Genomic DNA, 23,066 nt, shown 5'->3' on the forward strand with positions numbered 1-23,066 from the left:
TACTCCTTTAGTCTTTACGGAACATTTCAAGCATACGTTTGGTAACGGTAAAGCCACCAAAAATGTTAATGCTTGCGATAAGAACGGCGATAAATGCCAAGAAGCTTACAAAGCCATTACCTTGCCCGATTTGTAGCAATGCGCCCACAACGATAATGCCTGAAATTGCGTTGGTTACTGACATTAGCGGAGTATGCAGAGAGTGAGTCACATTCCATACAACGTAGTAACCCACCACACATGCAAGTACAAACACAGTGAAGTGACCTAAGAATGCAGCAGGTGCAACACTTGCAACCCATGCAAACGCACCGACACCAACAGCCAAGCCAATAATTTTCTTAGCTGGAGAGGTTGGTTCTTCTACTTTCGCTGCTTTAGGATCAACTTTCTGTGGTTTAGCTTGTGGCTGTGCTGAAACCTGAATTGGTGGAGCTGGCCAAGTAATTTCACCTTCTTTAACCACCGTAACGCCACGCAGTACCACATCTTCGAAATCGATGTTGATATTGCCGTCTTTCTCTTTACATAGCAGTTTTAGTAGATTCACTAGGTTGGTTGCGTAAAGTTGTGAAGACTGAGTTGGTAATCTGCCTACCATATCGGTATAACCGATAATTTTTACGCCGTTCGGAGTGGTAATCACTTGGTCTTTCACTGTGTACTCACAGTTACCGCCATTGGCTGCTGCTAAATCGACAATAACGCTACCCGCTTTCATTGAGTCAACCATCTCTTTGGTGACTAATTTTGGTGCAGGACGTCCTGGAATAAGAGCAGTTGTGATAATGATATCTACATCTTTAGCTTGCTCTGCATAAAGTTCTGCTGCTTTTTTATTAAACTCGTCAGACATTTCTTTAGCATAGCCGTCACCTGAGCCCGAGTTTTCTTGGTAATCAACTTCCAAGAATTCTGCACCCATTGACTGAACTTGCTCTTTTACTTCAGGGCGTACGTCAAATGCTCGAACAATTGCACCTAGGCTACCAGCGGCACCGATAGCAGCTAAGCCTGCAACACCTGCACCAGCAACAAATACTTTAGCTGGTGGTACTTTACCTGCAGCTGTAATTTGCCCAGTGAAGAAGCGACCAAACTCATGCGCCGCTTCAACGACAGCGCGATAACCCGCGATGTTAGCCATTGAAGACAATGCATCTAAAGACTGAGCACGAGAGATACGAGGTACAGAGTCCATAGCCAGCACGTTAATGCTTTTTGTGGATAGTTTTTCCATTAACTCTGGATTCTGTGCTGGCCAGATAAAGCTAACTAATGTTGCGCCTTCTTTAATAAGAGCAATTTCATCCGATTCATCATTAGATAGCGGAGCATTAACTTTCAGAATTAATTCCGACTTCCACACTTCATCCTTTGAAACGATTTTGGCTCCAGCCTGTTCGTAAGATGCGTTATCGAAACTGGCTAAATCACCGGCATGAGATTCGATTGAAACCTCAAATCCCAGTTTAACAAGCTGCTGAACCGATGAAGGAGTAGCAGCGACCCGCGTTTCGCCCGCGAGTATTTCTTTTGGTACACCAATCTGCATAGCGATTCCTTGACTATTGGCACTGTGAATAATCTTTTTTATCTAACGCCTAATTCAAACTCAAGATATTTATAACAATATTTTAGTTTTGTTGGTTATAACGTTAAGTTGCGACTGTTTATCAATTTTGCTGAAATTACAAAGCGTTTATTTGAAGTAAGAGCTCAAACCAGTATAGGCAAGTATTGAAATTTCGTAGTGCCAAAATAAATAAAGAGCTACAAGACTATACACTTGTAGCTCTTAAATTTATGATTTCTGTCAACGACTTGATGGGTAACTAAAAGATCCGACCAGACATTTGATCTATGAACATCTGCGCTTTCTTTAACATGAGTTCTTCTGCGTCAGCTTTGTTCGACAGTACATCGGATCGAATGAAACGGTGAGTTTTAAGTTCGCCGTCTTCTTCTTTAGTTATTCTGCCTGCAATTCTATACTGGCCACCTTCAGGAATGACCTCTTGGTAAATCAAAAACTCTTTGTACTCTACGGGTTCAACCGACGCTTCTTTTACTTCTGATTTACTACCGAAAAAACGAGAAAAAAATCCCACGATAACTCCTTAAGGTAAGTTGTGCTGCTTATGGCCCAGAATTGGTTTTTCATACCATTCTAACTCGGCATCTTCATCAAATTGCGTTTGAGACATAACAATAGGTATATCAGTATCACGATCCTTACGTCTGTCATCAATGATCATACTTTCCGCTGCTTCAACCGCTGTCTGTGCGTGCTCTTTTAAAATAACGAGGCGCTCTTCGGGTAAGGCAGAGAGAAAATCAATATCAAATCGAATATAGATTGGACGAAGTTGGCTAAGAGCCAAGCACGCGAGATCTGCTAATTGGTCGTGATTATATGTCGTAGCATACTTGTCTTGTGCTATCACTTGTCCAACGAGTGTTTCCATATAATTGTGCACTTCAACATTCAGTTGCATACGAGTTCTCCTATACCGATGTGTCGATGTGATACGTTCAAACAAAGTTATTGCATCAATGATCTTTAATCAAACGAAGATAGAGCCTACTTGAACAATCTTTGCTCAAGCGCGCGCTTTTATAACTAAAGTTTAGCAAAAAGCTTGGAAATTCATTAAATAAAGTTATTCTTAGTTTATTAATCATAAACACAATTAGTAGTTATTCTGTTGGCTAGTTTATAAGCATGTCGTCGAGTTTAGTTACGTCGCCTTGGTTTCGTTTTACATTCCCGTTGATGCTCTTGGCAGCTATTTGGTATGGAATGAACAACGTTATTGTTCTTACCCGCGCCAATAGTGGTTTAGCGGGTGGCTTGCCTTACGCTTTATTTCTCAGTTCTATTGCCATTGCATTTATTTTCAAACAAAGCCGAATGGCAATGGTTGCTTGTACCATGCTGATTAGCTATTGGGTAATTCAGTACCGATTGCAGTCACCGCTCTATACAGGCTCTACCCTGCTTGAACTCTCAATACTCAGTTTTGTATTACCTGTCGCCTGTTTATTGAGTTATGCATTTAAGAATGGCGATTTGCTTAGCCGCGCATTTTTTGTCTACTTAATACTATTGGCATGCTTCGGGCTTTGGGCGTATGTAACAGTTGATTACTATGTCTCTGGTGGGTACGGCAGCCTCAAAGATACCTTCTTGTTTTCTGTTCCTGAGATATCAAAGCTTCCATTTATACTGGTACTCTACTTGCTCGCAATGGTTGGTATCACCGGTATCTTTGTTTTGACTAAGAACCGAATTATGGATGTATTCATCTATACCGCCATTTTGATGTCTTCGACCACCTTTATATTTTTTCAACTTCAGTTTGTTTCCAGCACAATGTTTTCGTTGTCTGGTGCGCTGATGATGCTCTATTTAATTTCAGCCAGCCACGAGATGGCCTTTAACGATCAATTGACGCAGCTACCCGGACGACACGCACTCGAAATCGACTTAAGAAGCCCGGGACGCAAGTTCGCCATCGCTATGGTTGATATCGATCATTTCAAGTCATTCAATGATTCCTATGGGCATGATACAGGTGATGATGTATTGAAACTTGTGGCTAGTCGCATTCGCCTAGTCAAAGGAAAAGCAAAGATTTATCGCTACGGTGGCGAGGAGTTTACGATTCTGTTCAAAGGGAAAACAGCCGAACAAGCGAAGGTGTATTTGGAGCATATTCGCCAAGACATAGAACAATATGACCTAGTGATTCGAGATTCAGACAGTCGTCCTAAAGATGATAAATATGGTGCAACGAAACGTTCAGATAACCGTAGCCAATCCGTAAACATTACGATAAGTGTTGGTGTGTGTGACAGTTCTTTGGAAAGAAGAGCAAAAGAAGCCATTAAACGAGCAGACGAAGCACTCTATCAAGCAAAAAAAGCCGGTAGAAACAGAATCAAAATTGCGTCTTAATCTTGATTAAAGAACAACACCAAGCTTCCTCCTTTAAAAGCACTTCCGTAGTTAAACGTTAATCCTAAACCTATATTGTCAACAAAGCTGATCTCAAATGGTGGCGTCATCAACCACCCGACCGTTGCTTCATAATAGAAAGTAGTACCAAGAGGTTGTGAGACATCACTGCCTACATCGACCCTTCGGATGGTGCTATAGACCGATTGAATTGAGCGGCCTATTTGCTCAATGTCGTATACGAGCGTAGCGCTGTTAACGATATACCATCCTTCACTATTGCCGATTTCGCCTTGGTTTGCTTCACCCCATCCGTAGCCATAGAAATAGTGTCCAGCAGAGGAAACTTGCCATTTGCCCCAATCTTCATTTTTCTTATAGCTGAGCTTTAAATGGGGTTCGTAGATGTTGGCCCAAGCTGTGGTGTTAAACAACAATCCATCCAAAATGGGAGCGTATGATTTACCTGTGGCACTGTTGTAGTCCATGGTATTTTCATAACGCATTAAATGCGTACCTATCCCTGGGGTTATCGTCCAGTGTTCGTCGAACTTGTACTCATATCGATAAGCGGTATACACATCTAAGATAACTTGACGGAAATCGTCAAAGACAGTTTCGTTGCCCCATTTAACATTTTCATCTGTTCCTAAACCTGACATGCGGAAAAAGAGTTCATGCTTGTTTTTCTCTTCTTCGTCATTTAGGCGAAAAGACATTGGTAGCGTCGATATTCCATACTTCTTTCGATTGGCAACCGAGTCTTCAGTTCCCAACTCTGGATTGTCGGTATTGAAAAGCTCATTTGGATTGAAATCCTTAATCCCAACGGTGAACACATCACTATCACTAAGTACCACTGTATAGGCAAAACTCTGCTCTAAAAAATTTTCAATGACATCAAACCCTTTTGCATGAACATTACAGGCAAAGGCAAGAGAACAAAGTGAAAACAGTGTGGTTCTTTTAACAAACACTTATTACCGATCCTTTGTGATTGGAAATAAAACTAAACTTTAATGGAAGTATGCATCTATAGTAATCATTTAGCAGTATAAATCTCATTTACTGCCTTAAGTATCAGTAAAAGTGGCGATATTTGAAACCTAAAGCTAATCTTGGAATGGAATAACTAAATAAATAATAAATTCGTTAAATTTTAGAACAATAGAGTGCTTTCCCCAAAAAAACTAAAAGCAAATATAAAGGACGTATAGGGATGGAAGGATCTTGCCCAGAAAGACATTCGAGGTTTGGAAACAAGTGGTTTAGTACGTTATCTAAGCCAGTATTAATTACAGTAGCTTGGATATTACTGTGGCGAGCGGCGGCACTTATGGAATATGCACCGCACGCGAGTATATGGTTTCCACCTTCAGGAGTCACTTACGCTGTATTTCTTATTTTCGGCTGGCGAGCAATTCCAATCGTTCTATTTGCCTCGATAACAACCACCTTTTGGGAAGATAGCATCTATCAAGCCCATCAGAGTAGTTCCACTCTATTATTAACCGGACTGCTCTTTGCAACTGCACACTGTTTTTCCTATTGGCTAGGTGCAACGATATTAAGAAAGCTCAGCCAAACTGGAAAACAATTCCGTATACCCTATTTAATCTTGATGTTTCTCACCATCGCAGCGACCTCATCGCTAATAGCGGCTATTGGCGGTTCCAACGTTCTAGCAATTACTGGAATCATTTTACCAAGTGAAATCATGTCACTTTGGGGCCCTTGGTGGGTAGGCGATTTAGTTGGGGTCGTCGTTATAGCTCCCATAACGGTTGCGATATTGTCAAAATACTACCCTAAAGAAAGCCATTGGCTGGTTGAAAATTTTAAGTCTGTTTATGAGCAGTCGTCATTATCGAATTACCTGTATAAGCAGGCCATAGCGATTGTTGTACTGGCTCTCATTAGTGTTTTAGTGTCTATATATCCTGCATCCAGCGTAGTGTTCTGTGTCTTCTTTTTGGGCATAGTTCAGATGTGGATTGTATTTACCGAGAGTGCTGGACGAGCATTTCTAAGTTTGGGAATACTCAGCACAACGACCGCTATCTTAGTCTCATGGTTGCAGTTGGGAAATCACGCGATGGTTTATCAATTTACGATATCTCTGCTTGCTGCAAACACCTATTTTGGCTTATGGGTACCTCATATACTACTTGATAACCGAAATCTTCGAATTCTTGCAGAAAGAGATGTACTTACTGGCGCTCAGACGAGGCAATATTTTATTAAAAATGTGAAGAATGAAATTAGTCGCTGTCGTCGAATTAACCAACCGTTATCTTTGGCGTTATTTGATATAGATGGTTTCAAACAAATCAACGATACCTTTGGTCACACAGTTGGAGACAAAGTGCTAACAACGGTTTCACAGCATGTAAGTAAGGAGATACGACCTGCCGACCTTATTGGGCGTTTTGGTGGTGATGAGTTCATGCTGTTATTGCCAAGTGACGATTTGCAGCATGCGATTCAAGCCGCGGAACGTATCCGAGATAGTATTGAATGTTTGAGTATCCCATCTTTAGAAAGAAACATCACATGCAGCTTCGGAGTCGTGGAAATTACCTCAGACGATACTTTTGTTTCAGCTTTTGAGCGCGCCGACAACTTCCTGTTGGATGCAAAGAAATGCGGAAAGAATCAAGTAAAGCCTATTTTACAATAAGTTATGTTTCAAAAAATGGTGCAAATTATTTTGTGACACTGTAGCAAAATAAGTTACACCATTACTCACATTTTTAAATCCAAGACTTAACTTTCTCTTCAGAGGGAACCCCTCCTGCGTGAATGACTTGCTCATTCAAGACAACTGCCGGCGTTGACATAACACCATAGTTCATAATGGCTTCCATATCCGTGATTTTTTCTACCTTCACATCAACCCCTGCCGCTTCCGCCACGTTCTCAATCAGTTTTGCTGTGTTGATACAATTTGCACAACCAGAACCAAGCACTTTGAACACTTTCATATATAACCTCTTCAAATTTCCCAAGTAATTAAATTGAACATCCAGCCTATAATCGTGAATGCACTAAGTAATAAAGCAAAAAGTATCCCTAGCAAACGCCACTGCATAACCTGTTTCAACATCACAAACTCAGGAATACTTGCAGCGACCGTACTCATACAAAACGCTAGCGTTGTGCCTACGGGCAACCCGTTCCGTAGCAGGCTTTCCATAATTGGAATAACACCCGTCGCATTTGAGTACAGAGGTATACCAATGAGTACTGATGCAGGTACAGACCACCACTGCCTGCTCCCTAAGTGGCTTTCAATCCAACCGTCTGGTACGTAACCATGTAACGCAGCACCAACACCAACACCTATCAAAACCCACTTCCACACTCGACTGAAAATTTCGTGTGTTTCGTTTTTCGCAAATTCATTACGCTGTTTGAATGTCATCGGGCTGGTTTCGCATTGATTAACGACTCCAGAAGCAATATTAGGCGCATTCTTCATCGCTTTAGCTGCAAAAGGTTGAAGCCAACGTTCAGCACCTAGCAAATCAAGTAACCAACCACTGAACATGCCAATAATCATACCGGCTAATACATACAGAAGAGTAAACTTCCACCCTAAGAGACTGATGAGGAGTAATACTGCGATTTCGTTCACCAAGGGAGAAGTAATAAGAAAAGCCATGGTGATACCTAGTGGTATGCCCGCTGTCGTAAAACCAAGAAATACCGGAATACTTGAACATGAACAAAACGGCGTGATCGCACCAAAAACGCTCCCCATAAAATAGCCAACAACGCGTTTTTTACCAGAGAGATAGTCTCTCACTTTTTCTACATTCAAAGAGGCACGTATAAGCGCAATTAGATATATCATTACAGCCAATAAAACGAGAATCTTACTGGTATCTTCAACAAAAAAATGGATCGCTTGCCCTAACCGAGTCTCGGCGTCTAATCCCAATAGTTGGTAAGTAAACCAATCAGCTAATGACGTAAAAACCCAGAACATCTCGCACTCTCCTTACGTTAAACATTAAAAAGCCAACGGCTCTTTGCTTGTTTATTAAGACGAAGTCAGCGCTGTAAAGACGCAATAAATCTGCCTGTAGATATGAAAATAATGCGATTAAGGCTTACTCAGAAAGCTAAGAGCGTTTAGGTGTGAAGCAACAGACTTTATGCTGTTCATCGAAGGTAATGTGACAGTTTACTTTTAGTTGTGCGCGAAGTTTTGGTCGCGCTCTCTGAATACGAGATTTTACTGCCGTTACCGTTAAATGATGGAGTTTCGCAAATTCTTGCTGACTGTGTCCTTGTAAATCACAAAACTCGATAACAGAACGGTCTTCTTCACTCAAACATGCCAGAGCTTTAGGAAGACATTGAGCAAGACTGTCAATTGGCTCACGCTCTGTTCTAATGTCTAAAGCATATAGGTCATTGCTCTCGGAAATAGATTCTAAACGCCCCGATTTTCGCCATTCATCAACAAGTAAGTTTTTCGCAACCGTGAACAACCAAGCTTTTTGATTTTCAATATCACAAAATGCTCGCTCTCTTTGTAATGCTCGAAGAAAGGTTTCCTGCAACAGGTCATACGCCAAGTCCTGACAGGAACAATGCTGAGTTAACCATCGATACAGAGCAGCTTCAGTTGTCGCCCAAGTATCTAATAGACAAGGAACTGGCGAATGTTGAGTTGAGGTCATAGTTCAAACGTGCTCCAAAGCTTTCTGCGACGGCCTGAGTTGCGCATTCAGTATCTAAATCATAGAACCTATTTCAGCCCTTTTTTGGGATCTGGCGCATTCTCTGGTAATAAGCTTGTGGTGTATAAGTTGAACACTCCTGTTGCGTGGTTTGAGGATGTGAGATGTTCGCTTAACCATTTAGAAGTTAGCATACCAAGATTAAGTTATAGTGCATTATAAGTGTTAAAAATAACCGGATGCTAACTTGCATCCGGCTTAGTTCTTATGTGTTATGCGTCAGGTCTTAAAGCGTACTTACCTGAACCCAAGAATAAGGTAGCAATAGCTGCAAACAGATAGACGGCTATCCCTTCAACAGCCCAAGCTCCGTATTTGTTTAACGAAAAGAAGTCGCCCATATGTAATAGATAAATGACAACTACACAGGTACCAATAACGACGATTGATGACAAACGAGTAAATACGCCAGCAATAATCAGAATTGGAGCAACCACCTCTCCTAAGTAAACACCATAGGCAATAAATGCGGGTAAACCGTTCTGTACCAGTAATCCTTGAATGAAGTCCGTACCGCCATAGATTTTGTGTATACCGTGTAATAAAAACATAAATGCGAAACTGACACGTAATACCAATTTACCTATATCCGGTTTTGCTAACTGCTTATCTAGTTGATTTAAGATTTCGATCATGACAACCATCCTTTTAGGTCTAATAATCTTTACTATAGAAGCCTATAGCACACAGTATCACCTAAAAGTATTAATCATCTTCATCAATTTTTCTGAATAATATCATTGATGTAAATCAACCTCTTATTTTCACACGTACTGTATATGGAAGCGGTCACATAACACATTTATTGTTTAATTAAATATCAACTTTAGTTCATCGAACAGCCAGTTGAATACAGGCCCTTTATCTTTGCCTTTACTGCACACTAAATCTACTGGTACGTTCCATGCTTTATGGTCGAACGCAACGCTAACTTTATGCAGTTCTCCTGATGCCACCAAGTCTTCAACCATAAATATTGGTAAGTAAGCCCAACCGACTTGTTGTTTCACCAATTCTAATACATTGTAGTGGCTTGAACTCCACCAAACTTTAGGACTTATACTGGCTAAATTGTGAGACTCTTGTTTCAGCTTTCCTCGCACAGCTATCTGCCGATATGAAGACAAATCTGATGGAAGCTTCACTTCTATTTCGGAAAGCGGATAAAGAGGATGACAAACCGCAATATAATCCACGCTGCCGACATAACAGAAGTCCACTTCTTTTGTCATATCTAACTCCGTAAACATCACACCTAGATCGACATTGTTCGAAGCAACTTCTTGGCAAATATCTGTAGAGGCAATTGTTAGTACATCAATTTGAGTTGAAGGAAACTTATCATCTAAGCGTTTAAACAACTTAGCCAGTTTTTTATTCATTACCCCATCATCAATAGCTATGGTTAATGCACCTTCTTCTTTTCGCGCTATCGATTGAGCGATTTTCTCAAACTCATTCGCTTGTGCGAGTAAGTTTCTTGCGCTTCGAATCAACCGTTCACCGGCAACGGTTAATTTGGGATTGCGAGAAGAGCGATCAAAAAGCTCAACTCCTAAATCTATTTCCAAAGTACTAATGCCGTGACTTACCGCTGACTGCACTTTCCCCATTTTGCGAGCACAGGCAGAAAACGAACCAAGTTCCGCTGCTAGTACCATCATTTTAATTTGTTCAAGACTCAACATATGAATTTATTCGATAGGTATTAACTTTTATCCATCATAGATACAGATACCATTAGCCGCAAATCATGTTTGCTAAATTGAAGGTGTATTGTTTATGAGTTGGTTGTATTTGGTTTTGGCTGGAGTGACGGAAATTGGTTGGCCCGTAGGCCTGAAACTTGCGCAAAGCGGACAATACAAGTGGCTGGGGATTATAATGGCCATCAGCTTTATGGCAATCAGTGGAACACTGTTATTTCTGGCGCAAAAGGTCATACCTATGGGCACGGCCTACGCGGTTTGGACAGGTATCGGCGCAGCTGGAACTTTCCTCGTTGGTGTATTTGTCTATGGGGACGCTTCTTCACTGGTTCGCTATCTAGGTGTGTTCTTGATTTTATCAGGTGTTGTTTTGCTTAAAGTTGGCCATTAATTGAAATAAAGACCCTTAAGGATGAGGATTAAAAAACTGAATATTTATTCACAACCAATCATTATCTTTTCGATAAAAAATTTTTAGTTTTATTGGGATATTTTTTATTGCGTGAGAAAAAGTATGACCTTATTATCGCCCTGCTTCTTGATGATAGCCAATCCGAGTACATCACAGCAGTTTTGTGGCAAGGCGATAGAGCAACTATCCAAGAGTGACTTTGACGGCGCAAACGCGCTTTTATTGACGCTCCACTTTTCATCATCCAAGACCATGAAAAGTGCCTTGTTATTTTGGAGAATTGCTATGGCTAATTCAGCTTCTGTATTGGATTTTCAATCTTTTTCTTCTCAAGCTTTGTCTGCAGAATCTATCGACCTAATCGAAACCTCTGTAGAGAAGTTTGGTGCTCCTTTACTGATTCTTGATTGCGACATTATTCGCTCTCAATATCGTGCGCTAAGCAATGCATTACCTAATGTTGCACTGCACTTTGCTCTAAAGCCACTCCCTCATCCAAATGTTGTTAAAACACTTTTGGAGGAAGGTGCATGCTTCGATTTAGCAACCACAGGTGAAGTTGAACTTGTTCAGCAACAAGGTGTACCCGCTGAGCGTACAATCCACACACACCCAATCAAGCGTGACCGCGACATTCGCGATGCACTAGCCTACGGATGCAATGTGTTTGTGGTTGATAACCTCAATGAATTAGAAAAATTCAAACCGTACAAAGATGAAGTTGAACTGCTTGTTCGCCTTAGCTTCCGCAACACTGAAGCTTTCGCTGATTTATCTAAAAAGTTTGGTTGTTCTGCTGAGCAGGCGTTAGTGATCATTGAAACCGCAAAAGAGTGGAACATTCACATCAAAGGTTTGTCATTCCATGTGGGTTCTCAAACGGCTAATCCACAAAAATATGTAGATGCAATTCGCAGCTGTAAAGAAGTAATGGACCAAGTGTTTGAACGTGGACTGCCAGCGCTAAGTACGCTAGATATCGGTGGTGGGTTCCCAGTGACTTACACTCAACAAGTGATGCCAATTGAGCAGTTCTGTATACCCATTAATGAAGCATTAAATGAGTTACCAGAAACAGTACAAGTAATTGCGGAACCTGGTCGTTTCATTGTTGCTCCTGCAGTAACCAGCGTTGCATCAGTAATGGGACAAGCAGAACGTGAAGGCCAGATTTGGTACTACCTAGACGATGGTGTATACGGCTCTTTCAGTGGTTTGATATTTGATCACTCTGAATACCCTATCGTGACGTTAAAGCAAGATGGTGAGCTTGTACCTAGCGTCTTGTCAGGCCCAACCTGCGACAGCATTGATGTGATTGCAGAAAACATCATGCTACCTAAACTGGAAAATGGCGATTTGATTATCGGTCGCGTGATGGGTGCATACACAAGTGCAACTGCAACAGATTTTAACTTCTTCAAACGCGCTCAAACTATTGTGATTAATGAGTGTGAAGAAAGCAGCCAACGTATGATTGGCTAACATAAAATGAATTCAGAAAGCTCCCTTAAAGGGAGCTTTTTCGTTTTAGCTTTGTTTAAGCATTGTGCCAGCGATGTCCGTAAGCGGCGCTGTAATCAGGTGTTTCTACAACATCACTTAACTCATCAACCGCTTTTAGTGGCCCAACAACGGTTCGATAAGGCAAATAACCAGCCCATACAAGCAGATCCAAATCCTCTTTATCGTCATTAACCACACCTTTGCTGACTTTAACTGATGCTTCTGTTAGCGGAATGCACAGTAACATGGTTGCACTGAGTTCTTTCTCGTTGCTCAAACGCACTTCTTGCGTACGCCCAGGTGCAATGTGTTCTACAAAATGATTCAGCAAACGATCTTTTTCTCTGTTGTCATCTACGACGGTAAAGTGACCAAAGACAACAGCAGAGCGATAATGAGCGCTGTGATGAAAAGCAGACCTAGCCAGTATCCATCCGTCAAATAAAGTAAAAGTTAAACAGGTTTGCACCCCGTTTTTCAGTGAACGTAGCAAGCGGCTGTTATTGGCACCATGGATGTAGACATGATCGTCCACTCGCCAAGCTAACATCGGAATGACCACCGGTCCCTGTTCATTATTAATCGCAATATGTGCGATTAGGCTTTCATCAATAATTTGGTGAAGACTCTCCAATTCAAACTGAGCTTTGTGTACTGCTTTTTTAATCTGCGTTCTCGGTGTATTTGAAAGCATCGTCTATCCCTATCCAAATCTGTTTTCATGGTTGCAATGTAGCAACACACTGGTACCTTAAGAAGAACCAGTTTTGGATTAAGGACAGATCCACTTTGCAACCCATCGACTCCGGTGATTTAGTACTTCAAAACGACAAATCATCGAAACAGGAAAGCCTGTTCCACGCTATACGCGACAAAATCGTAAGGCAGCTTTGGCATAAAGGAGGAAAGCTTCCTTCAACACGTAAGCTTGCCGAAGAACTTCAACTCAGCAGAAATACTGTTACTGCGGCCTATGAACAGCTTGCAGCAGAAGGATACATTGAAGCACGCACCGGTTCTGGCTTCTACGTGACGGTTGAACTGCCTGATCACTACTTGCCATGTGCAGACATCGTCAAATCAACCGAAACCAACAAAAGCTTACCTTCTATTAACAGCGCTTTTGCTCCGGGTGTTCCCGATCTGCATCAGTTCCCTATTGCCAAGTGGCACAAGTATGTTCAGTTGCACTCCACTCGCCAATACTTACTTGGCAATAATGGTATCCAAGGTGATAGTGCTCTTAGAATGGCCTTGAGAGATTATCTTGCTACCAGTCGCTCTGTACATTGCGATGCCAGCCAAATCATTATTACGTCGGGCGCACAACAAGCGTTAATGATAGCGCTGATGGCAGTAATGGAGAGCCATGATTCAGTATTGATGGAACAACCGGGCTATTCCAAAATGCGTAAAATCATTGAGCTTTTAAACTACCGGTTTGAGCCTGTTCATGTTGAAGAGTATATAGGTTTTGACTTGGAGAGCATCCTCAACAGTAAAGCCCGCGCTTTATATATTACGCCAAGTAACCAATACCCGATGGGCACAACGTTAAATACGGAGCAACGTTTAAAGTTGATTGAATGGGCAACTCAGGGTAATCACTGGATTATTGAAGACGACTATGACAGTGAGTTTCAGTTCGCACATCGTCCTTACACCAGTCTGCAAGGTCTATCGTCTGAAATCGGTCACGATTCGCGAGTTATTTATATCGGGTCGTTGAGCAAAACTATGTTCAACAGTTTGAGAATGGGCTATCTCATCGTTCCTCCCGCTTTAATTGAGAAATGCTTAGCAATAAAAGATGCATTGACCGGAGACTCCCCTGCACACATCCAAGCCGCCCTTGCTGATTTCATAAGTTCAGGCGATTTTCTGCGCCATATCAGAAAGATGCGTAGACTTTATAAAGAAAAACATCATCAGATGATTCTCTCCATAAACCAGCATTTTGGTGATGATGCTGAGGTTATCAGCCAAGCAGCGGGCCTTCACATTACGCTTAAGTGGCTAAAAGATGTTAACGAGGTGACATTGTCACAAAAGGCGTTCGAAAAAGGAATTATCATAAGGCCATTAAGTTACTACGAGCATCCAGATTTCAAGCTGCGCAACTGGCAAGGTGCAGTACTCGGATTTGGTAATATTTCAGCAGACGACATCGACGAGAAAATCAAACAGATTGCCGATCTGTTTTACAACTTAGATAGCCAACTGTGACCCATAGGAACCTTTTTGTTACACTCCGTTCACCCACATGGATTTGGACCTTTTATGTCGCAAAGCAATAAAAAGATAACCATTACAGACGTTGCTCAACACGCCAATGTTTCGGTTACCACCGTATCACTTGTACTGAGTCAAAAAGGTCGAATTTCAGCCCAGACAATCGCTCGTGTTCAAAAAGCCATTGATGAGTTGGGGTTTGTTCGAAATCAGACTGCAGCAAACTTACGTACTCAATCGACCAAAACGATTGGTTTGATGGTCAACAACAAAAATGACTTTTCGACTTATCGTATGGTGGCAGGAATTAGCGACGTTCTTGAGCAAAATGGATACATGCTCTATCTGACACAATGCGGACAAAACGCAGAGATCTATGATCAAAAGCTTCTCACCCTATATCAGCAAGGGGTCGAAGGGATCATCATGTCTCCTATCGATGATCAGCATCTGCTATCACTTCGAAAACCAGAAAGCTTTCAAATCCCGTTAGTTTGTCTATCTTCAGCAAAACTCGATAGCGATATTGATTACATCACTCCAGACAATACACACAGCGCAAAATTGGCAACAGAGCACCTGATTCGTCAGGGACACAGACGTATCGCTTATGTTGGCGGAACAACTGGGTCTCCATGCAGAGATGAACGCATCGCTAGCTACCGTTATACGCTAAGCCAATATGGATTACCTTCAAAACAGGAATGGATTTTAGACGGAGATTTCATCTCCGAAGATCTGGTTCAAGCCGTGAATATGCTACTTACAGAGCAAACTCAAATTACAGCAATACTCTGCCACGATGCTTCCAGCGCTCTAAGCTGTGTTAATGGTGTTCGAAAAAGTGGTCGAGAGATAGGAAAAGAGCTGTTTATTGATGAGCGTGTAGCCTTAATTAGCTTTGATGATTCTGAACAGCTAATGCTCAATCACCCCTCTTTGACTTGTGTCTACACAGATCCTTATTCTGTTGGGGAATCTGCGGCACTGCGTTTGCTAGACAGTATTCGTAATCCTTCCGATTCCGATCATAAAAGCATGCTACTTCCAGCTAAGTTCATTCATCGGAACTCCGCATAGAAAAAAGCGATGGGATACCCCATCGCTTTAGCATAATGTTACCGCGTCACTATGCCATTTGCTGTTGCAGTGACTCTATTTGGTCAGAAAGGAACTGTGCTCGTGCACCAAATATGATTTGAATCCCAGTATCACCAACATAAACCACGCCTTTCGCACCCAAGTCGCTCAACGCATCTCGATTCACTTTATCCTTATCTTTCACTTGCAAACGTAGGCGCGTAATACACGCGGTTGAGCTCGCAATATTGTCCATTCCGCCAATGGCTAACAAAATTTGTGTCGTGAGTTCTTCATCGGTAATTTCATCCAGATTGTTAGAAACATCCGTTCTGCCCGGCGTTTTTACATCTAGCTTACGGATCACTACTCGGAAGACTCCGTAATAGATCATCGCCATAGGGATACCAATGAAGATCACTTTGACCCAATTCGTTTCAAAGCCATTTAGTGAAGGCATGATGCCAAAAGAAATATAGTCTATCAGCCCTGCCGAGAATGACTTCGCGATATGTGCATCGAGCACATACATCATCATGTATGACAGCCCCGCCATTACAGCATTAAACACATACAAAATTGGCGCAACGAATATAAAGGTAAACTCAACAGGCTCAGTAATTCCGGTAATGAAACAGGTCAGTGCTGCCGAAAACAAAATACCCGCTGCTATTTTTTTGTTCTTCGTGTGTGCCTCGTGATACATCGCCAAACATGCGGCAGGTAATGCAAAAAGCATCAGAGGGAATTCCCCTTGCATAAACTTACCAGCATCGTTGTAAGTATCAGAGCTGAATGATTTCACACCATCTGTCAGCATCTTAAACCAAATAGTTTGGTCGCCATTAATGACAGCGCCTGTTGGTGTCACATACTCACCAAAAGTGAACCAGAATGATGGATACCATACATGGTGTAAACCCAATGGAATCAGTGCCCTTTCTGTCAGTCCAAATATGAAGGTTGATAGCATTTGGTTGTCGCCATTAACCACGGTGGATAAAGCATCGATGCCATTTTGAACGTATTGCCAAACGTAGGGTAAAACTAAACCTAATAGAAAAGAGTAAAACGCACATGAAATGGCTACGAATCGTTTGCCGGAAAAGAAGCCTAAAAATTCAGGCAATCGGATATCGTGATAACGCTTATAGCAGTATGCCGCTAAGATACCCGAAATCAGGCCTCCAAATACGCCCATTTGTAGCGAAGGAATACCAAGCACTAATGCGTATTTACCACCTGCACTTGCCATTTCTGGAGTAATGCCAAGTAAGGCGCTAATTGTTGAATTGATAATTAGAATAGAAACGGCTGCTGATAGAGCAGCGATCCCGGATTCTGAAGCCAAACCGACCGCAGAGCCAATCGCAAAAAGTAACGGCAAGTTGTCAAATACCACACCACCAGCATGCATCATTAATGGCATGCCAAATTTGTCACCAAACGCAAGTAATAAGCCTGCGGCTGGGAGTAATGAAATTGGCAACATCAGTGCTCGCCCTATGAGCGATAACTGAGATAGAGGGGATGCCAAAGCCCGCAAATATTTCGTCATATTCATTCCTTAAAATAGTAACCACCAAGGGAAACACCATGTTTCAACTACAATATGACTCTCTAAAAGGCTTATTTACAAAGTAATCAATTCAAGTAAAACGTTTTACCTCGCAAACAATAGTTATAGATAAAACGTTTTACTAACACAATTAGTTATATATGAGAACAGCTTACACTCGTTTATGAATATGAATAAATAGGTCGTTTGCTTTTACTAAAATGCCTGTGAGTCTAGATTGCTCATCTGCTTTAGTACCCAATGAACTCGCTGCTGCACATAAGGAGTCATGGGTACCGGCTGAATTCTGTAAGGATTTGGCAATACAACCGCCAATTGAGCGGCTTGATAAGGCGTTAACTGATGTGCCGAAACACCAAAATAATGCTCACTTGCCGCCTGAACGCCGTAAATACCGGGGCCAAACTCAACAACGTTCAAATACATTTCCATGATTCGTTCTTTGCCCCAAACTAACTCGATCAGCAGCGCGATATAAAGTTCGTAGGCTTTGCGCAGATAAGTATGACTTGGGAACAGAAAGATATTCTTTGCTGTCTGCTGGGTAATTGTGCTGGCTCCCCTTTTAGGTCCTTGGTCTCCACTGCTACTGATCACAGACAGTAATGCCGAAACATCGACGCCCCAGTGATAAGGAAATCTCTGGTCTTCCGAAGCCATAATCGCTAAAGGCAACGACGGAGATGTGTAATCTATCGATACCCATTGGTGCTGAGTCTGCTCTGGGTATCCCTTAGGAGGAAACAAGGTACGCGACACCTGCCAGCCCCAAGTTGGTGGATTCACAAACTTCAAGATAACAACCATCACCAAAGGCAGACAGAAAGCCACAGTGATCAATGTGACCAATAATCTTCCAATTCGTCTCTTCAATTTTCGGGCAATACCTTTCAAATCTGTACCTTTATATAGAATTGCAATGCTAAGTCATTCACGATCCTTACTTTTCCTAACACTGTAATTGGTTAAGCCATATTGAGGTCCAATCTCGCGCGCTAGGTTACACGAGATCACCAAACACAATGTTCAGCGCATGTAAATTTCATCACTCATTTGTTTTTTGAATGTTTACTATTGAGCAGCAACCGCCCCTGATTTAGTGCTATCCTCGCCTTGCAACGGCAAAGCTCTCTAGTCAATAAGGAATGTTTAATGGTCTTAACCCCTGTCATCTGGTTATGGTTACCACTGATTGCAGCAATCTTCAGCGGGTTCACTCGCCATAAACTCATTACCTTTGTTTTATTGGCGATAGAATTAGTATGCGCGCTTATCTTGGGCCGTATAGAACCGTTGGCAATAGGTATTTCCACCGTTTTACTTGTGGTTGCTCATTGCATTCCTACTTTATTGAATCAAAAGCACAGTAAGTGGCTTGTCTACCTTTGCTGGACAATTGTTATCCTGACTTGTGGCCTTCTATTCTTGCATCGCCTACCCGGTTTTAACAATTTACTGGTTTTGGATCATGTCTATGCGGGTCCGCAAAGTCTGCCATTTACGATGTACTTAAATTTGGACAAACCGATAGCGTTTTTTGCCCTGCTGTTAGCTTATCCGCAGCTTGTGGGAAATAAACAGAAACTTCATTTCAAAGGTGTCTTGCTGGCGATAGTTTTGCTCGTAAGTTTGCTTCCCTTAGCCTCTTTAACCGGAGCCTTAAAAATAGAACTTAGCCTACCTGACTGGTGGTGGCTTTTTATACTCAACAACTTGATGATTACCTGTGTCGCGGAAGAAGCGTTATTTCGTGGGTTGATTCAACAGTCTCTTTCTCGTCGCTACGCTTGGTGGATCGGCTTGATTACTGCCAGCGTGTTGTTTGGGTTGGCTCATATTGGTGGTGGGATGTTACTTGCGCTGTTCGCGACATTTGCAGGTTTAGGATATGGACTGATATTCCATTTCACCGGACGACTTTGGTGCTCAGTACTTGCCCACTTTGCATTTAACTTTGCTCATCTTGTTTTCTTTACTTATCCTGCATTGGCACATTGAGTGGCGTTTGTAGTAACAATGCATTCAACGAGTTCAGGCAGAATTCTAAGTAACTGGTTTATTCGGCACTTATCATTTGTTTCGATACGTTGTATCGTACCCAGTCTTAACAGGATTAACGTCTTAATTTCCGTAGCCAAACGCATTCAAACAAGAGAATTCAATATATGTCACAACGTAACATCAAATTTATTGCAACCGATATGGACGGAACACTTCTCAACGGCCGCGGACAGCTTGACCCTGAATTTTTTACGCTTCACCCAAAACTCGTCGAGAAAAACATCATATTTGCCGCGGCTTCGGGCCGTCAGTATTACAGCTTGCTTGATACTTTTTCAGATGTGAAAGACCAGATCATGTTTATTGCTGAAAACGGCACCTTGGTGATGCATAAAGGCCAAGAACTGTACAGTCTGCCTTTAGACTCAGCGGTCATTAATGATTTGATTACGTCAGCGCGTTCGATTGACGGCGCACATATCGTTCTTTGCGGAAAACGTTCGGCCTACATAGAAACGGAAGATCAACGTGCTCGCGAGGAAGTTCAAAAATACTACCACCGCTGTGAAATCGTTGAAGATTTAACGACTATCGAAGACGATTTCTTGAAAGTTGCAATTTGTCACTTTGAAGGTTCAGAAAAGCATGTTTTCCCTGTGATTAACCCTGCTTTCGGTGATACTCAAAAAGTCGTGATCAGTGCAAAAATCTGGCTAGATGTAATGAACCCTGCCGCTTCCAAGGGCGACGCCATTGCTTATCTGCAAAATCAACTTGGCTTTACTTCCCAAGAAACCATGAGCTTCGGTGACTACTTTAATGATGTGGAGATGCTACAAGCCAGCTACCACTCTTATGCGGTAGAAAACGCCCATGAAGAGGTTAAATCTTTTGCTCGCTTCAGCGCACCGAGCAACGAAGACAGTGGCGTCCTAGTGGTGCTAAAAGAATTATTAAAAGAACTCGACTAACGATCACGAGCAAGTTAAGGACAAGAAGAGAGCCATACAGTCTTAAAGCTCATTTTCGTCTCGTGCTAAACGGGCTTGTGCAATAGTACAGCCCGTTTTGTCCATCAATTCTGCCAGAGTAATATTTTCATTTTTCGAAATCAGAGCGGCTAACCGTTCAGGAAGAGAAGCTTGCTCATAAGGTTTCAGAGCCTCACTGATTTTTTCAACTATGAATGGCGTATCTGTAACTATGCCAGATACTTTAAGCTGTTGGTTGTAGTCAGATAGTTGCTCGAAAAAACCTGATATATGCCAGTTCCTTGAACGTCGAATTCTTTTAAGCTCACATTTGTGCTCAGACGCAATTGCTTTTAACTCTTTCGCTTTTTCGCCGCCGATACGTCGAACTAAAGAAGGAAAAAAGACCGTTATTTTTTCGCGCTCAGCACTCAAGGTTTTCAAAACCACAATCAACACCTGTAAAACACATTGCGCCAATTATCACGGCACTCATCTCCAAACACAACTTTGTTTACCTTCTCTGATTACAAGCACTTTGCTTATGTATATTGACTCAACGGCTCAACTACCTAACTCATTATCAAGCTAACGTTTTCCTCACACACCCCCTAAAGCAACATCGGTCACATATTAAACTGCAATAGATGAATTATTGTTCTATTTATGAAACATGTCCGTATTCCACAACACAAATAGCAACAAGCCGATAATATGGACATATGTTTGATAAACGGACATATGTTTGTGACACCTAGAGAGCAGCAGATACTCGCCATATTGCGCGAGAACCCAATGATTCAACAACAGGAACTGGCGGATCAACTGATGATCAGTCGCAGTGCGATTGCCGGTCACATCATGAACTTAACCAATAAAGGACTAATTAAAGGCAAAGGTTATATTCTTGCCTCGCAAAAAACTGCGATTGTTATTGGCGGTGCCAATATGGATCTATGTGGCAAGGCTTCTGTACCTTTGCTCAATGGTGATTCGAATCCGGGCACACTTCATTACAGCCCTGGAGGCGTTGCTCGTAACATTGCGGACAACTTAGCTCGACTTGGTAGCAAAGTCGAATTGATCAGCAGTATAGGCAACGACCAGTGGGGAGAGCAATTAGTCTCAGCCTGCATAGATGCAGGGGTTGGTGTTAGCCACCTTCTACGCTGCCAACAAGGTAGAACGGCGACCTATCTCTCTATTCATGACAATGAAGGTGAAATGCAAATCGCACTGAATGACATGAAAGTATTGGAGCAACTCAATGCTGAACAACTGACCAAGCATAAGTCTCTTATCTCACACAGTGATTTAGTTGTAATCGATGCAAACCTGAGTGAAGACGCGCTCTCCTACCTGTTTAACTGTATCGACAATACACGTATCTATGTCGATCCTGTTTCTGCAAACAAAGCGTTAAAACTCAAACCCTATTTAGCTCAAATCGATTTATTAAAACCCAACCTTATTGAGGCCGAGCTTCTTTCCGGTATCAAAGTGACGTCTGAAGATGACTACCCTCGAATTTGCGATGCGCTACATCATCTTGGTGTAAAAGAAGTGGTTCTAAGCCTTGGTTCAAAAGGCATCTTTGCTAGCAACCAAAAAGAGAGCCTTAGACTCAAACCAAGAACCACCAGCGTAACTAACGTTACAGGTGCTGGCGATGCATTAATGGCTGGGCTAGCACACGCCACTTTAGAGATGTGGTCTTGGAACAAGAGTATTGAATTTGCTTTTAGTTGCGCTGAACTTGCAACGCAATCTTATGACACTATCAACCCGCGCATGTCAGACCGCGCAGTCCAACGTTTAATGGAGATGAACCATGCTGAATGATTTTCTTGATATCCACCCTGAAGTACGCGCTGCATTAGACAATAATCAGCCTGTGGTTGCCCTAGAATCAACCATCATTTCTCATGGTATGCCGTACCCACAAAACGTAGAAACCGCATTAAAGGTTTCGAACACTGTTCGTGAATCAGGTGCAACACCAGCGACAATCGCTATCATCAACGGTCGCCTCAAAGTGGGTTTAACTCCGGAAGAAATTGAACTGCTGGGCAAAGCGGGTCAAAGCGTGGCTAAGGTAAGCCGTCGAGATATCCCATTTATTGTGGCAGCAGGAAAACACGGAGCAACAACGGTGGCAGCGACCATGATCTTAGCGGATATGGCTGGCGTTCGTGTATTTGCTACTGGCGGTATCGGTGGCGTGCATCGCGGCGCAGAAACCACCTTTGATGTTTCTGCTGATCTTCAAGAACTTGCTCAAACCAATGTAGCCGTGGTTTGCGCAGGCGCGAAATCGATACTCGATCTTGGTCTGACTCTAGAGTACTTAGAAACTCATGGCGTACCTGTGATTGGATATCAAACTGAAAGTTTGCCTGCGTTTTATACCCAATCCAGTGACTTCAAAGTTGACTACCGACTAGATTCAGCGAGCGATATTGCTTCTGTATTAAAAGCCAAGCAGAAGCTGGGTTTAAAAGGCGGTGCAGTCATTACCAATCCAATTCCTACTGAATTTGCTATGCCAAAAGATGTGATTGATAGTGCTATTGAACAAGCTCTGCGCGAAGCTGATGAACAAGGCATTCACGGTAAAGCTTCAACACCTTTCCTACTCGCTCGTGTTTGTGAACTTACTGGTGGAGACAGCTTAAGCAGCAATATTCAACTTGTACTTAACAATGCAAGACTGGCATCAGCTATCGCTATCGCTTATTGCGCATAGACTGGATAAATACCAGCCCCACATAGTGCCCACTTATTGAGTGGGCATTGACATATTCCTACCAATCTCAACAACTAAACACTGTTTTTCGAAAGATCGTCCAATTGATCATCAAAGA

23 protein-coding genes are annotated in these 23,066 nt (G+C 42.2%); 10 read left to right on the plus strand and 13 right to left on the minus strand.

What is annotated here, in order from left to right; all coding sequences use genetic code 11:
• Positions 1 to 7 precede the first annotated feature (7 nt).
• The 3 genes from L3V23_RS16045 to L3V23_RS16055 all read right to left on the minus strand — a co-directional run bounded on the left by L3V23_RS16045 (position 8) and on the right by L3V23_RS16055 (position 2,498).
• The gene (locus L3V23_RS16045; RefSeq protein WP_237292525.1) at positions 8 to 1,555 is read right to left on the minus strand and encodes a Re/Si-specific NAD(P)(+) transhydrogenase subunit alpha; all 1,548 of its coding nucleotides are present in this window, start codon (positions 1,553 to 1,555) and stop codon (positions 8 to 10) included.
• Positions 1,556 to 1,835: 280 nt separating this feature from the next.
• Complete coding sequence (locus L3V23_RS16050) at positions 1,836 to 2,111, minus strand: HlyU family transcriptional regulator (RefSeq protein WP_042487009.1); 276 nt, start codon at positions 2,109 to 2,111, stop codon at positions 1,836 to 1,838.
• 9 nt (positions 2,112 to 2,120) lie between these two features.
• Positions 2,121 to 2,498, minus strand: coding sequence for a late competence development ComFB family protein (locus L3V23_RS16055; RefSeq protein WP_102954535.1), 378 nt, complete (start codon positions 2,496 to 2,498; stop codon positions 2,121 to 2,123).
• Between the two features lie 227 nt (positions 2,499 to 2,725).
• Between L3V23_RS16055 and L3V23_RS16060 the strand changes: the two genes are divergently transcribed.
• A complete protein-coding gene (locus L3V23_RS16060; RefSeq protein WP_102954534.1) occupies positions 2,726 to 3,961 on the plus strand; it encodes a GGDEF domain-containing protein in 1,236 nt (411 codons plus the stop codon).
• Here L3V23_RS16060 and L3V23_RS16065 read toward each other — a convergent pair.
• The gene (locus L3V23_RS16065) at positions 3,958 to 4,917 is read right to left on the minus strand and encodes a Solitary outer membrane autotransporter beta-barrel domain (protein WP_237292594.1); all 960 of its coding nucleotides are present in this window, start codon (positions 4,915 to 4,917) and stop codon (positions 3,958 to 3,960) included. The genes L3V23_RS16060 and L3V23_RS16065 overlap by 4 nt on opposite strands.
• A 263-nt stretch (positions 4,918 to 5,180) precedes the next feature.
• Between L3V23_RS16065 and L3V23_RS16070 the strand changes: the two genes are divergently transcribed.
• Positions 5,181 to 6,641 (plus strand): diguanylate cyclase, encoded by a 1,461-nt coding sequence (locus tag L3V23_RS16070; protein ID WP_102986116.1) that lies wholly within the window; start codon positions 5,181 to 5,183, stop codon positions 6,639 to 6,641.
• Positions 6,642 to 6,714: 73 nt separating this feature from the next.
• Here the strand turns inward: L3V23_RS16070 and L3V23_RS16075 are convergent, their stop codons facing one another.
• The 5 genes from L3V23_RS16075 to L3V23_RS16095 form a co-directional block, all read right to left on the minus strand.
• The gene (locus L3V23_RS16075) at positions 6,715 to 6,945 is read right to left on the minus strand and encodes a thioredoxin family protein (protein ID WP_102963622.1); all 231 of its coding nucleotides are present in this window, start codon (positions 6,943 to 6,945) and stop codon (positions 6,715 to 6,717) included.
• Positions 6,946 to 6,956: 11 nt separating this feature from the next.
• Complete coding sequence (locus L3V23_RS16080) at positions 6,957 to 7,952, minus strand: permease (protein WP_237292527.1); 996 nt, start codon at positions 7,950 to 7,952, stop codon at positions 6,957 to 6,959.
• Positions 7,953 to 8,088: 136 nt separating this feature from the next.
• The gene (locus L3V23_RS16085; RefSeq protein WP_237292529.1) at positions 8,089 to 8,652 is read right to left on the minus strand and encodes a sigma-70 family RNA polymerase sigma factor; all 564 of its coding nucleotides are present in this window, start codon (positions 8,650 to 8,652) and stop codon (positions 8,089 to 8,091) included.
• A gap of 272 nt (positions 8,653 to 8,924) precedes the next feature.
• The gene (locus tag L3V23_RS16090) at positions 8,925 to 9,347 is read right to left on the minus strand and encodes a DoxX family protein (RefSeq protein ID WP_042486991.1); all 423 of its coding nucleotides are present in this window, start codon (positions 9,345 to 9,347) and stop codon (positions 8,925 to 8,927) included.
• Between the two features lie 174 nt (positions 9,348 to 9,521).
• Positions 9,522 to 10,400: a LysR family transcriptional regulator gene (locus L3V23_RS16095; RefSeq protein WP_258006849.1), complete on the minus strand. Its 879-nt coding sequence runs from the start codon at positions 10,398 to 10,400 to the stop codon at positions 9,522 to 9,524.
• Between the two features lie 94 nt (positions 10,401 to 10,494).
• Between L3V23_RS16095 and L3V23_RS16100 the strand changes: the two genes are divergently transcribed.
• On the plus strand, positions 10,495 to 10,812 hold the full coding sequence (locus L3V23_RS16100) for a multidrug efflux SMR transporter (RefSeq protein ID WP_102954528.1): 318 nt from the start codon (positions 10,495 to 10,497) through the stop codon (positions 10,810 to 10,812).
• A gap of 306 nt (positions 10,813 to 11,118) precedes the next feature.
• Positions 11,119 to 12,318: a type III PLP-dependent enzyme gene (locus L3V23_RS16105; protein ID WP_102966794.1), complete on the plus strand. Its 1,200-nt coding sequence runs from the start codon at positions 11,119 to 11,121 to the stop codon at positions 12,316 to 12,318.
• A 55-nt stretch (positions 12,319 to 12,373) separates the two neighbouring features.
• Here L3V23_RS16105 and L3V23_RS16110 read toward each other — a convergent pair whose 3' ends face one another.
• Positions 12,374 to 13,033, minus strand: a complete 660-nt coding sequence (locus tag L3V23_RS16110) for a pyridoxamine 5'-phosphate oxidase family protein (protein WP_102966793.1) — start codon at positions 13,031 to 13,033, stop codon at positions 12,374 to 12,376.
• A gap of 95 nt (positions 13,034 to 13,128) precedes the next feature.
• Between L3V23_RS16110 and L3V23_RS16115 the strand changes: the two genes are divergently transcribed.
• Entirely contained in the window at positions 13,129 to 14,565 is a 1,437-nt protein-coding gene (locus tag L3V23_RS16115) for a PLP-dependent aminotransferase family protein (protein ID WP_102966792.1), read from the plus strand.
• A 54-nt stretch (positions 14,566 to 14,619) separates the two neighbouring features.
• A complete protein-coding gene (malI, locus tag L3V23_RS16120) occupies positions 14,620 to 15,651 on the plus strand; it encodes a Mal regulon transcriptional regulator MalI (protein ID WP_102954524.1) in 1,032 nt (343 codons plus the stop codon).
• Between the two features lie 49 nt (positions 15,652 to 15,700).
• Here the strand turns inward: malI and L3V23_RS16125 are convergent, their stop codons facing one another.
• Entirely contained in the window at positions 15,701 to 17,209 is a 1,509-nt protein-coding gene (locus L3V23_RS16125) for a PTS transporter subunit EIIC (protein ID WP_180980340.1), read from the minus strand.
• Positions 17,210 to 17,425: 216 nt separating this feature from the next.
• Positions 17,426 to 18,103 (minus strand): monofunctional biosynthetic peptidoglycan transglycosylase, encoded by a 678-nt coding sequence (gene mtgA / locus L3V23_RS16130; RefSeq protein ID WP_267134807.1) that lies wholly within the window; start codon positions 18,101 to 18,103, stop codon positions 17,426 to 17,428.
• Positions 18,104 to 18,382: 279 nt separating this feature from the next.
• Here mtgA and L3V23_RS16135 point away from each other — a divergent pair, with 279 nt between their 5' ends.
• Together L3V23_RS16135 and L3V23_RS16140 are read left to right on the plus strand one after the other, a co-directional pair.
• Positions 18,383 to 19,228 carry a CPBP family intramembrane glutamic endopeptidase gene (locus L3V23_RS16135; protein ID WP_102966791.1) on the plus strand — a complete coding sequence of 282 codons (846 nt, stop codon included), beginning with the start codon at positions 18,383 to 18,385 and terminating at the stop codon, positions 19,226 to 19,228.
• Positions 19,229 to 19,395: 167 nt separating this feature from the next.
• Positions 19,396 to 20,202 (plus strand): Cof-type HAD-IIB family hydrolase, encoded by an 807-nt coding sequence (locus tag L3V23_RS16140; protein WP_102966790.1) that lies wholly within the window; start codon positions 19,396 to 19,398, stop codon positions 20,200 to 20,202.
• A gap of 42 nt (positions 20,203 to 20,244) precedes the next feature.
• On the opposite strand, the gene L3V23_RS16145 is transcribed toward L3V23_RS16140, so the two are convergent.
• On the minus strand, positions 20,245 to 20,652 hold the full coding sequence (locus L3V23_RS16145; RefSeq protein ID WP_237292530.1) for a ribosome recycling factor family protein: 408 nt from the start codon (positions 20,650 to 20,652) through the stop codon (positions 20,245 to 20,247).
• A 276-nt stretch (positions 20,653 to 20,928) separates the two neighbouring features.
• Between L3V23_RS16145 and L3V23_RS16150 the strand changes: the two genes are divergently transcribed.
• Positions 20,929 to 22,044, plus strand: coding sequence for a PfkB family carbohydrate kinase (locus tag L3V23_RS16150; protein WP_237292532.1), 1,116 nt, complete (start codon positions 20,929 to 20,931; stop codon positions 22,042 to 22,044).
• Entirely contained in the window at positions 22,034 to 22,948 is a 915-nt protein-coding gene (locus tag L3V23_RS16155) for a pseudouridine-5'-phosphate glycosidase (RefSeq protein WP_102966789.1), read from the plus strand. Before L3V23_RS16150 ends, L3V23_RS16155 begins: the two co-directional genes overlap by 11 nt.
• Positions 22,949 to 23,066 lie beyond the last annotated feature (118 nt).

The sequence above is a fragment of the Vibrio sp. A1-b2 genome, from assembly GCF_021726015.1.
Taxonomy (GTDB): Bacteria; Pseudomonadota; Gammaproteobacteria; order Enterobacterales; family Vibrionaceae; genus Vibrio; species Vibrio diazotrophicus.